This is a genomic window from Raoultibacter phocaeensis (genome assembly GCF_901411515.1).
GTDB classification, from domain to species: Bacteria; Actinomycetota; Coriobacteriia; order Coriobacteriales; family Eggerthellaceae; genus Raoultibacter; species Raoultibacter phocaeensis.
The window spans coordinates 14544-27993 of the sequence record NZ_CABDUX010000002.1 but is presented as its reverse complement, the minus strand read 5'-3'; the positions used below and the strand labels follow the sequence as shown (position 1 = coordinate 27993).

The 13450-nt window shown below is 59.6% G+C and carries 8 protein-coding genes; 3 read left to right on the top strand and 5 right to left on the bottom strand.

Annotated features, from left to right (window positions below; translation table 11 throughout):
• The first annotated feature begins 54 nt into the window (after positions 1 to 54).
• Positions 55 to 1341 carry a YhgE/Pip domain-containing protein gene (locus tag FJE54_RS08010; protein ID WP_139652285.1) on the top strand — a complete coding sequence of 429 codons (1287 nt, stop codon included), beginning with the start codon at positions 55 to 57 and terminating at the stop codon, positions 1339 to 1341.
• Positions 1342 to 1572: 231 nt separating this feature from the next.
• Complete coding sequence (locus tag FJE54_RS08005; RefSeq protein WP_139652284.1) at positions 1573 to 4113, top strand: excinuclease ABC subunit UvrA; 2541 nt, start codon at positions 1573 to 1575, stop codon at positions 4111 to 4113.
• A 488-nt stretch (positions 4114 to 4601) separates the two neighbouring features.
• On the opposite strand, the gene FJE54_RS08000 is transcribed toward FJE54_RS08005, so the two are convergent.
• On the bottom strand, positions 4602 to 5798 hold the full coding sequence (locus tag FJE54_RS08000; RefSeq protein WP_139652283.1) for an NADP-dependent isocitrate dehydrogenase: 1197 nt from the start codon (positions 5796 to 5798) through the stop codon (positions 4602 to 4604).
• Positions 5799 to 6039: 241 nt separating this feature from the next.
• Entirely contained in the window at positions 6040 to 6378 is a 339-nt protein-coding gene (locus FJE54_RS07995) for a TIGR04076 family protein (RefSeq protein ID WP_255467294.1), read from the bottom strand.
• Positions 6379 to 6531: 153 nt separating this feature from the next.
• On the opposite strand from FJE54_RS07995, the gene FJE54_RS07990 reads away from it, so the two are divergent.
• On the top strand, positions 6532 to 6894 hold the full coding sequence (locus FJE54_RS07990; protein WP_139652282.1) for a winged helix-turn-helix transcriptional regulator: 363 nt from the start codon (positions 6532 to 6534) through the stop codon (positions 6892 to 6894).
• Positions 6895 to 7049: 155 nt separating this feature from the next.
• Here the strand turns inward: FJE54_RS07990 and FJE54_RS07985 are convergent, their stop codons facing one another.
• From FJE54_RS07985 to FJE54_RS07975, 3 genes are all read right to left on the bottom strand, one after another.
• Positions 7050 to 8570, bottom strand: coding sequence for an aminotransferase class I/II-fold pyridoxal phosphate-dependent enzyme (locus tag FJE54_RS07985; protein ID WP_139652281.1), 1521 nt, complete (start codon positions 8568 to 8570; stop codon positions 7050 to 7052).
• 117 nt (positions 8571 to 8687) lie between these two features.
• Positions 8688 to 10475, bottom strand: a complete 1788-nt coding sequence (locus FJE54_RS07980) for an ABC transporter ATP-binding protein (RefSeq protein ID WP_139652280.1) — start codon at positions 10473 to 10475, stop codon at positions 8688 to 8690.
• 234 nt (positions 10476 to 10709) lie between these two features.
• Positions 10710 to 13445: a DEAD/DEAH box helicase gene (locus FJE54_RS07975; RefSeq protein ID WP_139652279.1), complete on the bottom strand. Its 2736-nt coding sequence runs from the start codon at positions 13443 to 13445 to the stop codon at positions 10710 to 10712.
• Positions 13446 to 13450 lie beyond the last annotated feature (5 nt).

The window sequence follows — 13450 nt, the reverse complement described above, 5'->3', positions numbered from 1 at the left end:
TACTATATTCCAACAGGTGTTGGAATATCAACAGGCATTCGAACAGGAGGAAACATGATGGTGGAAAAACTGGGAAAGAAGCGTTATGTGCTGCCGTTCGCCGCCTTCCTCGTGGTGGCATGCGTCATGTCGCTTGTGGTCTACCCTATGGTCACCGCTGAACCCAAAGGACTTCCCCTCGGCATCCTCTCGCTAGACGAGGGCGCACAATCGCCGCAAGGCGCACTGAATGCAGGCGAGACAATCGTCGAGCAGATTCTCGAATCGCAGGATGAAGAAGAAACGCACGCGGTCACGTGGACCGAATACGACTCGCAGGAAGCCCTTGACGAAGCGATTGAAAACGAAGAGCTGTACGCGGCGATCGTAATTCCCTCGGACTTCTCGCAATCGCAGGTCGACGCAAAAACGGCAGAGGCGATAGCGGCGGCCGCGCAAACCGAACAGGCGGCAAAAGTGGCTGCAGCCCGAGCATCTGCCGAAGCAAGCGAAACCGAGGGAGCCTCGAGCCCGAACGGCACAACACCGCAAGGCGATCTTTCAAGCGGAGCCCAGAGCAGCATCCCCAACGCCGCAGCCGGATCGGCAGACAGCGAGATACCGAAGATCAGCCCCCTTGCCGTCATCATCGACGAAGGCAAGAATCCCCTGGCCGCCTCGACGGTGAAAACGATGCTCACCAGCATGCTTGCCGAACAGGGGCTCGCCTATACCCTCGAGATCGTCGACGAAGCCGACATCGGCGGCGGAACGCTCAACATGGCCCAGCAGTTCACCGTATTGCCCGTCTTCATCATGTCGATGATCTGCTCGGTAGCGCTCTTCGTCGCAACGAAGCCGGCGAAAGACGCAACCCGCTCGCAGCGATTCAAAACGATCGGCATGCAAGCTATGTTCATCCTCGTGCTTTCATGGCTCATCGGATTCGGTACAACCGCACTAGTCGAGACAAGCGGCCTTTCGATACCCTCTCTCGACACCGGCCTTTTCCTCTGGCTCGCAAGTTTCTGCCTCATGCTCCTGTTTGTCGGATGCCTCGATATCGCAACGCCGCTCGGTGCGGTAGTCATCCTCGGATGCTTCGCGTGCGGAATGGCGTGCGGAAACCTGCCGTACGAACTTCTTCCGACCCTCTATCAAGATTGGCTCTACCCCTGGGTACCCCAGCACTTCATCGGCGACGGCATCCGTCAGATATTCTACACGGGAGCGACTGCCGCGAACCCGGCGGCGGGAGGCCTCATCGGCGCAGGGTTCGTCGGGGCCATAGCCCTGTGCGTTGCACCTCTAGTTGCGCACTCTACGGGTAAAGCCGTAAACACCGATCCGCCAATTCGATAACGGCACAGGCGGAAGGCCGCCCTCACAGACGACCTTCCGCCGAACACAAAAGTCACGAGCAACTAGGCGCCACAAGCCGCCTGAACGGTTACCGAAACAAGCCTCGGCAAGCCCGCTAGCCCAATTCTGTTACCAAGTCGATGCCCCTTTGCGCCATGCAGCGTTTTACTATGGAATCCCGCACGAGCACCGAGACACAGGTAAACCGCACAAGCACCCGAGGCAAACACTATGACACGCAAAAACGCACCCGACACCGTTCCCGACAAGCCCCAAGAACCCGATCGCATCCAAGTGCGCGGCGCACGCGTGCACAACCTGAAGGGCATTGACGTCGACATTCCCTTGAACCAACTCGTGGGCATCGCCGGAGTATCCGGCTCCGGGAAGTCTTCGCTCGCGTTGGGCGTACTCTATGCCGAAGGCTCTCGCCGCTACCTCGAGGCGCTCTCCACCTACACGCGCCGGCGCCTCACCCAGGCAAGTCATGCGTCGGTGGACGAGGTGCTCCACGTTCCCGCTGCACTCGCCCTCCACCAGCGCCCGAGCATGCCGGGCGTTCGTTCTACGTTCGGTACGTCCACTGAACTGCTCAACAGCCTGCGCCTTCTGTTCTCGCGCGCAGGCAGCCACGTCTGCCCGAACGGCCACCGCAACCCGCCGACGCTCGCCGTGGCGGCCGAACGGCCCATCACCTGCTCAACCTGTGGCATTGAATTCTTCGGCCCGGGAGCCGAGCAGCTCGCTTTCAACAGCGAGGGCGCCTGTCCGACATGCGACGGAACGGGCATCGTGCGCACGGTCGATATCGATTCGCTCGTACCCGACGAAACGCTTACCATCGACGAGGGTGCGGTCGCACCATGGAGTACACTCATGTGGGATCTCATGAAGCAGGTCGCGCGCGAAATGGGCGTACGCACCGATGTCCCCTTCAACGAGCTCACGCCGAAAGAGCGCGATATCGTGTTTCACGGACCGGCGGAAAAGAAGCACATCTTGTACAAGGCGAAGAAAACCGACACCTTCGCCGAGCTCGACTTCACGTACTACAACGCCGTGTACACGGTAGAGAACGCGCTTGCCAAGGCGAAGGACGAAAAGGGACTCACGCGCGTTTCGCGGTTCCTCACGCAAGGCACCTGCCCCCTCTGCCACGGCACGCGCCTTTCCCCCGAAGCGCGAAATCCGCATATCGCCGGCATAAACCTGGCACAAGCAACCGAAAAGACGCTTGACGATTCGATCGCGTGGGTTGCCGCCACGCCCGAAGCCTTGCCGCCCGAAATGAGACCTATGGCAAAAAGCATCTGCGAATCGTTTCTGCATACGGCCCGCCGCCTCGTTGATCTGGGTCTCGGCTACCTTTCGCTCGACCGCGCAAGCTCCACGCTTTCCACAGGCGAGCGCCAACGCGTGCAGCTCGCCCGCGCTGTGCGCAACCGCACCACAGGGGTGCTCTACGTGCTCGACGAGCCCTCGATCGGCCTGCATCCCTCCAACATCGACGGACTCCTCGACGTCATGCGCGACCTTCTTGCCGACGGAAACTCCCTCGTCATGGTGGATCATGACACGCACATACTGGCCCACGCCGATTACCTCGTAGAGATGGGACCCGGAGCCGGAGCAGATGGCGGCCGCGTGATCGCGCAGGGTCCGCTCGAACGAATCGAGGCCGATCCCGCATCGCGGATCGGGCCGTTTCTCTCAGGGAAAGAATCCGTAGAGGTACGCAAACAGGTTTCTTCGCCGCACGTATTCGACCACGGCCGCATACACCTCGAAACCGAGCGCCTCCATACGGTGAAGCCGCTTGCCGTCGACCTCCCACTCGGCAGACTGACGGCGGTTACGGGGGTATCGGGCTCGGGGAAAACCACGCTCGTGCTCGAAAGCCTCATTCCCGCCCTCGAGGCTCAGGCGAAGGGATCGAAACTCCCTTCTCATGTACGGTGTATCGAAGCCGAGAGCATCGTACGCGCAAACCTCATCGATGCTACGCCTATCGGCACCAACGTGCGCTCCACCGTGGCAACGTACGCGAACGTGCACGATGAATTGCGCCGCGCCTATGCGCGCACCGCCGACGCCAAAGCCGCAGGCTTCAAAGCGGGCGACTTTTCATACAACACCGGGCGCCTCCGCTGCCCCGTTTGCGATGGAACAGGTTCGATCAGCCTCGATGTGCAGTTCTTGCCCGATGTTGATATCACCTGCCCCGCATGCCGCGGCTCGCGCTACGGCAAGGAAGCCAGTCGCATCCACCGCCCGCGCAAGGGCGAAGATGGCCCCGGCTTCACGCTTCCCCAGATCATGGCTATGAGCGCAGATGAAGCGCTTCTCGCAACCGATGATCTGAAAAGGGTGTATGCCAAACTGAAGACGCTCCACGATCTGGGTCTCGGATACCTCACGCTCGGCGAGGCCACACCTGCTCTCTCGGGCGGAGAAGCGCAACGCCTGAAGCTAGCAAGCGAGATGGGCCGCGCGCAGCACGATGCCGTGTTCGTATTCGACGAGCCCACCATAGGGCTGCACCCCCTCGATGTGCGAACGCTGCTCGAAGTGTTCCAGAGCCTTGTCGAAAGCGGAGCAACCGTACTTGTGATCGAACACGACCTCGACGTGATAGCCAATGCCGACTACGTGATCGACATGGGCCCGGGTGGCGGCGAAGCAGGCGGTCGTATTGTTGCCGCAGGCACTCCTCGGGAGATAGCGGCCGACCCGGCAAGCATCACGGGGCGCTATGTCAGGCCCCATCGGTAGAGGTGCGGGAGAATCGACCTGCCCGTAGCCGAAGCCCTACCCGAACAGGGAGCGATGCACCGTCGCCGTGTCGTGGTCGTTCGCTTCGTAGTCGAACCGCCACGAATCACTTTGTTCCCAAACTGGCTAGATAACCTTTCCAGTTTTTGAAATATTGGTAAAGTTATCTAGCCAGTTTAGAGAATAATGAATACGATAATTCTTGAAACATTGATTTCGTTACGGGAGATGCGCTTTTCGACGAAACCTGCGAACTGTACCAAGTTGCAGCTCGCATCGACGACGCCGGAACACTCGCCCGCGAAACGAGGGCGCTTTGGGAGGCGATGGACGAGCGTAAAGTCAAAAGCGCAACCCTCATTGTCGGAAAAGGCGACGATGCCCTTTTCGAACAAGAGGGGAAAGAGCATCGTCCAGATTCCTGCATGGAAATGGTTCTTAGAGCAACCCGGCAATCGCTAAGCAGGGCAACAAGATGAGGTGAAACGTTACAGCCTCCCGGCAACCGCCAGAATGAAGTCGCGCGTGCTGAGCGTTTTCGGATTCTCGAGCGTCGTGATGCGCGCCAAATCTCCCGTCATCTCGCCAGCCTCGATGGTATCGAGCGTGGCTTTTTCCAAGCGATCGGCGAAGTCGACCAGATCAGCCAGGCCGTCGAGCTCGCCGCGCTTGCGCAGCGCTCCCGACCACGCGAAGATGGTGGCAACCGAGTTCGTGGATGTTTCCTCACCTTTGAGGTGCTTGTAGTAGTGGCGCTGCACGGTGCCGTGCGCGGCCTCGTACTCATAGTAGCCCTGCGGGCTCACGAGCACCGAGGTCATCATCGCAAGCGATCCGAACGCACTCGACACCATGTCGCTCATCACATCGCCGTCGTAGTTCTTGCAGGCCCAGATAAAGCCGCCGTCTGCTTTCATCACGCGCGCCACGGCATCGTCGATGAGCGTGTAGAAGTACTCGATGCCGGCCTCTTCGAAGCGCGCTGCGTACTTGGCGTCGTAGATTTCCTGGAAGATGTCCTTGAAGCGGTGGTCGTACTTTTTGGAAATCGTGTCCTTGGTAGCAAACCAGATATCCTGTCCCAGATCAAGCGCGTACTCGAAGCAGCTGCGCGCGAAGCTCTCGATGGACGCGTCGAGGTTGTGCATGCCCTGGGCCACTCCGGGGCCGTCGAACTCGTGGACGAGTTCGCGCGTTTCGGTTCCGTCGGCTGCCGTATACACGAGTTCTACCGTACCGGGGCCGGGAACGATCATCTCGGCATTTTTGTAAACGTCGCCGTACGCATGACGGGCGATCGTGATGGGCTTGACCCAGGTGCGCACGCACGGCTCGATGCCCTTGACAGTAATAGGGGTGCGAAACACCGTGCCGTCGAGCATGGCGCGGATCGTGCCGTTCGGGCTCTTCCACATGCTCTTGAGATCGTACTCGTCCATACGTGCGGCGTTCGGAGTGATGGTGGCGCACTTCACTGCCACGCCCAAACGTTTGGTGGCATCGGCCGAATCGATCGTCACCTGATCGTCGGTGGCGTTGCGATGTTCAAGTCCCAAATCGTAGTACTCGGTTTTGAGATCGATGTGCGGAAGCAAGAGCTCGTCTTTGATCATCTGCCAGATGATGCGCGTCATCTCGTCGCCGTCCATTTCAACAAGCGGCGTGGTCATCGCTATTTTCGTCATGCTCAACCTTTCGAATCCGTAGGCGTACGCCCCCGTTGGCGCAGCGCAATGCCGTGCTATGTGTCTTCGACTATGATACCCCAGCACCCACTGGCTCGGGCCTTAACGCCGCCGAATCCGAAACAAGTCGACAATGGATGAGGAAACGGCACCCGCACTATGCCGACATCGCCCGCCAAAGCGTGTGCCGCTAATCTTGCCGCCGCCGACCGCAGACCGCACCTGCGACGTTCGCTGGATCCTACCCGAGCTTGGCGGGCATGTCGGTCGCCTCGATCTTCAGGATGACCGGACGCAGACCGTCGTTGCAGCTCGCTATAGCTATCCCGGGTTCCTTCATCCAGTCATCGAAATAAAACGCGCTGCTTTTGGCGCCACCGTGCGCAAGCGCGAACACATACTGGTAGACCGCCTTCCACGCCTCGTCGCAAAAACCCTCGGGTTTGGCGTAATCGGCGTAGAACACCTGCCCTTCTTTGAGAAAAGGACAGGCCTTCAAACCCTCGACTCCGTATTCCTGCGCCAGCTTTTCATCGAACGTTGTCTTCAACACGGTAATTCTCACCTGGTTCATGCTCATATCTGCTCCTCATCGGTCGCTTGCTTTCAGGCGTGGCGCTGCACGCAGTTCGATCACGCAGACAACACGCTCGAACTCAGGTATACTGCACATCGAAGCAACGGTATAGTACTGTCTTTTTTGATGGGTACTTTTCTGAAAGGAAGCAAAGCGATGAGCATGGAGCCTTTTGAGGGGAACCTTTCCTCCCTTACCGACACGCCGTTCGGCTACACGCTCTCGATGATCGGAGGCAAATGGCGGATGGTCATCCTGTATTGGCTCGTGGAGTGCGAAACCGTGCGATTCAACGAGCTCAAACGCAAAATCGGCCGTATCACCGATAAGACGCTCAGCTCGCAGCTGAAAGACATGGAAGCGGACGGGCTTATCGTGCGCACCGAATACCCGCAGATTCCCCCGAAGGTGGAATACAGCCTGTCAGAAAAAGGCCGCTCGCTCTACCCCCTGATGGAGGCCATGTGTGCCTGGGGTGAGCGCAACGCCGTCAATCCCACACGTGAAGGCGCACGCTAGGGTCCCCGATCCGAAAAACAAGCCACCCTCGGCGCAAGCCAACTACAGCAAGAGCAAAGCGATTGCATGGGTTTGCTCGATGCACGAGCACCGACAAGCACATCTTCCGCCTTTCGCCCGAAGACACCCGAATCGGCCGTCGTGCGCTCGTGCGTTTACTGCCGGTAATGCGCCAGAAAATCCGCAAGCGATTCCATGGCTTCGCCGAGCACTTCGATTCGTGGCAAGAACACCACGCGGAAGTGGTCGGGCTTTTTCCAGTTGAACCCGCCCCCGTGCACGACGAGAATCTTCTTCTCATGGAGCAGATCGAGGGCGAACTGCTCGTCGTCGGTGATGTTGAACTTCTTCACATCGAGTTTGGGGAAGATGTAGAAGCCCGCCTTCGGTTTCACAGCCGTCACGCCGGGAATGTCGTTGAGCGCCTTGTACACGAATTCACGCTGCTCGTACACGCGTCCCCCCGGCACCACGTAACCCTGCACGCTTTGATGGCCGCCAAGCGCCGTCTGCACGATTGACTGCGCGGGTACGTTGGAGCACATGCGCATGTTGCAGAGCATGTTGATCCCCAAGATGTAGTCGTGCGCCTTCGCCTTGTTCCCCGAAAGGATCATCCATCCGATACGGTAGCCCGCGACCATGTGCGATTTGGAGAGTCCGCTGAACGTCACGCAGAACAAATCGGGTGCCATCGAGGCGATGGACACATGCTCGAGCCCGTCCATGACAACCCGATCGTATATTTCATCTGAGAAGATGATGAGGTCGTGCTCGCGCGCGATGTCGATAAGCTCCTGCAGCACCGCAGGGGGGTAAAGCGAACCGGTAGGATTGTTCGGGTTGATGACGACGAGCGCTTTCGTGCGGCTCGTGATCTTCTTGCGGATATCATCCATGTCGGGGTACCATTCCGCCTGCTCATCGCTCACGTAGTGAACGGGCGTACCTCCCGCAAGCGTCACGCACGCGGTCCACAGAGGATAATCGGGCGAGGGAACGAGCACTTCGTCGCCGTTGTCGAGCAGGGCAAGCAGGCTCAGGTTGATGAGCTCGCTTACGCCGTTGCCCGTATACACGTCTTCGATAGTCACGCCCTCGATATGCTTGAGCTGCGCATACTGCATGATGGCCTTGCGGGCCGAGAACAACCCTTTCGCCGACGAGTAGCCTTCGCAATCCGCAAGCTGGCGACCCATGTCGTATATCATTTCGTCGGGTGCGCGAAAATCGAACGGAGCAGGATTGCCGATGTTGAGCTTGAGGATGGTGGCCCCGGCTTGCTCCATGCGCTCGGCCTCCTCCACAACCGGACCCCGCACGTCGTAGAGCACGTTGTCGAGCTTGGTTGACTTCCTGATCGCTCCCATAGCGCCATCCTTTTCCCGGTTTTCGGCATGTCCTTCTTTTTCACGGTGCAGTGGCGGTTCAATTTCGCGCTCTTCGGAAACAGGCTCCGTTCCATCGATAAGCCACTCGGCCCTCACCTCGAGGATATCGGACAAGATGCGCAGCACATCGCTTCGCGGCACGGTTTTTCCGTTAGCATATTGGCTGACCTGGCTTTTTCCGAGCTTTGTACCACGCTCGCCCGCAATGCGGATAAGATCGGCCTGCTTGAGGCTTCGTGCCGTCATGGTTTCGTTGAGACGTTCGGCAAACGTTTGCTCCCGCATGCGATCAGCACTCCTAAGGTTCAATTTCGTGAAATCGTTCACTGAGTATACGTCATGCAAGCAGGAATTTCTCCAAAAATTGAACTCAACGGCAGAAAAATGAACTTATTGAACTTTCTATTCCAAATACGCGCCCGTCTGGCAGCTCCATAAGTACGCGTACTCCCCGCCTGCTTCGATAAGCTGGACGTGCGGGCCGTCCTCTACCACCTTACCGTCTTTGAGCACGACGATGCGGTCAAGGCTCGCAACGGTCGAAAGGCGATGCGCTACCACGATGGACGTACGGCCGCTCATGAGCGTGGCAAGCGCATCCTGAACGAGAAGCTCGCTTTCAGAGTCGAGCGCGCTCGTCGCCTCGTCAAGTACGAGGACCGGGCAATCGGCCAGAAGCGCTCGGGCGATGGCGATGCGCTGGCGCTGTCCACCCGAAAGCTTCACGCCGCGCTCACCCGTCACCGTCTCGAACCCCTGCGGCAACCGTTCGATGAATTCGAGCGCGTTCGCCTGGCGGGCAGCTTCCCGAATCTCCTCCATGGTTGCCTCGGGTCGTCCGTATGCGATGTTCTCCGCAATGGTGCGATGGAATAGCAGCGCCTCTTGCGGCACGTAGGCGATCTGGCGGCGCAGCGATTGCTGCGTGGTATCGGCGATGTTCTGCCCGTCAACGAGGATGCGACCCTCCTGGATATCGGAAAGCCGCAGTAAAAGCTTCGTGAGCGTTGTCTTTCCCGCCCCGCTCATACCCACAAGCCCCACACGCTGACCTGCGGGAATATGCAGGTCGAACGCATCGAATACCTGCGTGCGCGCCTCGCCGTCGGTGTACCAGAAATCGATGTCTTCAAAATCGATGGCCCCTTCGCGCACGACGAGCGGCAAAGCATCGGGCTTGTCGGCCACAAGGCGCGGCTCGTCGAGGATCGTGGTCATGCCGCTCGCATCGCCGAAGGCCCGGTTGAAGCGCTGGAGGCCGTTGTTGATGAAGTTGAATTGGTTCGTCACGGTGTAGGTATAGGTGAACATGACCACGAGCGTGCCGGGCGTAATACCGTACCAAGCGTTTCCGCCCGCGATGAATATCGCAACCACCGCCATGATGACGATGGTGATGCATGCGGTCACGATGCCGCGCGTGAGCGATGCCCACATGCGCTTCGAATCGCGTGCTACCACTTCGCGGTTCGCTTCGTCGAACAAGCCCCGCTCGTAATCCTCGCGCCCGTAGGTTTTCACGGCAAGGATGTTGGCGACCGAATCGGAAAGCTCGCCGGAAAGCTGGTTTTGCGCGCTCGCCGCCTTCTCGTTGAGCGAGAGGATGCGCTTGTACATGTAATACGACACACACGCGTATACGAGAAGAAGCACCATGAGGATGGCCACGTACACCGGCACGCGTGGTGCCAGAATGGCGCACGTGAACACAACCGAGCAGATCACGGGCAAAAACGGAAACGTGATGGTTTCCAGCAAGAGCTGGTAGGCGCTCATGAACTTCGTGGTTTGACTCACAAGCGTGCCGCCGAAACGGTTCGAGTGAAACGACATGGATTGGTTGGAAAGCGCATCGAACGACATCGTCGCCAGATCGTACGCTGCGGCAATCTGCAGCCGGTACATGGTGTAGTCCTGCAGCTTGCTTGCCACCTGGCCCACCACGTTGATGCCGATGAGCGCGGCGATATACGGGCCGAACACCGTAAACACCTCATCGGGGGCAACCGTGCCTTCGCTCACGCGGTCGACCACGAGGCTCATGACGTAGGGGTTGCCGTACGAAAGCAGCGCTACGAATGCGATCGTCGCAATCATGAGCGCCGCAAACAGCCCGCCGTGTCTGCGCGTTACAAGCCAAAAATAGTGAAGTGTGCGTCGCGTCGTCGACGGAGCGCTCGTCTGTGCCATGCTGGATTCCCTTCTGTTTGTTCCCTTAGATTATGACACAGAGAACGGAATGCGAACAGAAGTTCTAACAAGAATGTGCATTCGCTGCATGCCGGCTCCCACAAGACACTACAATACTTCGCCCGCAAGCGCAGGATGGACTCCAAGCCCATCCCTCAGGCGCAGAGTCCATCCTGCGCTGGGCCCCTTGCATGCCCCTCGACACGACATCGAAAACCAATCAGGGACAAGGCCCTACAGCTCTTCGAAGAACCCAACCCTGTAGTTTTTGAATACGGCCTCGCTGCCTTCTTGGGTCGCATCCAAATCCACATCGGCGGCTATGCCGAAATCGCGGTCGCCGTCCGAATCGCTAAATATCTGGTGCACATGCCACACATGCTCGCCCTTCTCATCGCCCTCGTCGATCGAAAGGTACGCCATCGAGCGCGCATCCGCATCGATGAGAATATCCTCATGCACCTCGAAAAACGCATCGAGCGCCCGTTGCCAGCGCGGCTCGCCGCAGCCCCAACCCTGATCGAGTTTGCCCAGTTCGCCGGAACGGCCCTGCGATGCAAGCCGCACTCGCAAAAAGAGCGCGTTGCGCACGAGTACGGTAAGCCCCCTGCGGTCGTGCACCACCTCGTCCGAGGGCGCGGGGGGAGCCGCATCCAGCATTGACCCGGCGCTCTCCCACTCGTCCACCAAACTCGAATCGACCGAACGCACCACGAAGCCGAGCCATGCCACGATATCGTCGAGCCGCACGTCGCGCCGTTCGGCTGGCACGGTGCGGTCGAGCACGCGGTAGGCATCGGTCAGGTAGCGCAAAAGCGTGCCCTCCGAACGGGCGATGCCGTATCGGCCCACGTAACCCTTGAAGTCGGATGCGGTCTCGATCATATCGCGCAGCACCGATTTGGGAGCCAGTTCGAAGTCGCGCGCCCACGGAACTTCCTGACAGTACCGATCGAACGCGGCCTCCAGCAGATCCTCAAGCGGTTTCGGATACGTGACATCGGCGATCTTCTCCAAACGCTCCTCGTACTCGATGCCCTCGGCCTTCATCTCGGCCATGGCTTTATCTCGGGCATGCCGCTCTTGGGCGCGCAGCACCTGGCGCGGGTTCTCAAGCGTCGCCTCGGCAAGCGATATGACATCGAGCGCATAGGTCTCGTCCTCGGGATCCAACAGCTCGAGCGCCGCAAGCAGAAACGGAGAGAGCGGCTGGTCGAGCGCGAAGTCCTCCGGCAAATCCACGGTGGTCACGTATTCGACCGCACCATCCTCGCCCGAAACCCGTTCAACCACACCTGCGTTTATCAGCGTTTCGAATATCTCGTCGGCTCGCACGACAAGCGCTGCCTTCTCTTCGTCGGTCTGCGCAGAATCGTCGATGAGCTTGCGTACGCGGCCGTAGGCATCGCCTCCCTGCACCACTTCGGAAAGCACCATCGAGTGCGTGATGCGCATGCGCGGTTTGAGCGTTTCGGGCACCGCTTCGATGAGGCGGTCGAACGTCTGCTTGTTCCAGGTGACGAAGCCTTCGGGCGCTTGCTTCTTCTTGATCTTGCGGATCTTCTTCGGATCGCCTCCCGCCTTTAAAACCAGGCGGGCGTTTTCGATCTCGTGCTCGGGAGCCTCGGCAATCACCATGCCCTCGGTGTCGAATCCCGACCGTCCTGCCCGCCCGACGATCTGATGGAACTCGCGGGCTCGCAGCCTGCGCATGCGGTGACCGTCGAACTTGGCAAGCGCCGTCAGCACCACCGTGTGGATGGGCACGTTGATGCCTACGCCGAGCGTGTCGGTCCCGCAGATCACCGGCAAAAGCCCCTGCTGGGCGAGCTTTTCGACGAGCAGCCTGTAGCGCGGAAGCATTCCTGCATGATGCACGCCAACGCCACTTGCCAAAAGCCGCTTGAGCACCTGTCCGAACGCCGTGGTGAAACGAGTGCCGGAAACGGCCTCTTTGATGACCGCGCGCTGTTCTTTCGTGGCGACGCCGAAGCTGGAAAGCGATTGCGCAGTCGCAAGTGCAGCATCTTGCGAGAAGTGCACGAGGTACAGCGGTGCCTCGCCCTTACGCAGCGCAAGCTCCACCGTACCCTCAAGCGGCATCTCAACGTATTCGTAGGCAAGCGGCACAGGCCGCGGCGCATCGGCGATCACATCCACATCGGTCCCCGTTTGGGCGGTAAGCGATTCCGCCAAAGCGCTCACATCGCCGAGCGTGGCGCTCATGAGCAGAAACTGCGTCTTCGGCAGCGTGAGCAGCGGCACCTGCCATGCCCACCCGCGATCGGCGTCTCCGTAGAAATGGAACTCGTCCATCGCCACGCAGCCCACGTCGGCTTCCTCGCCTTCGCGCAATGCGAGGTTCGCCAAAATCTCTGCCGTGCAGCAGATGATGGGAGCGCTGGTGTTGATGTGCGTATCGCCCGTGATCATGCCCACGTTCTCGCGCCCGAACACCTCCACGAGATCGAAGAATTTCTCGCTTACGAGCGCCTTGATGGGTGCCGTGTAGTACGCGCGGCGCCCCGAGGCAAGCGCCATGAAGCTCATCCCGAGCGCCACGAGCGACTTGCCCGAACCTGTGGGCGTTCCCAAAATCACATGGTCGCCCACCATAAGCGCCATGAGCGCCTCTTCCTGATGGGGCCACAGCTCGATACCCCGCCCTACCGTCCAGTCGAGAAACCGGTCGAGCGCTTCGTCGGGGGAAAGCCACGGCTCGGGCTGCGCCTCTCCGTCCTCAGGCTCCCACCATGAGGGCGCAAGCCGCCCGAGCGAACCCGCGGCGAAAGAAGGGCTTGCATCGGATCCAGCCACCGTATCCGCAATACAGGTAGGGTCAGCAGCGGGTCCATCCGCCGCATCCGCAGCGAAACCGCTTTCGACCTCGGAGGAAACCCGAGAGACAGCCCCCTCGGACGTGTCGCCCGTAAGATGTGCCCCTTGCCCGTCTGCTGCATGTTCAGCCATCGCGT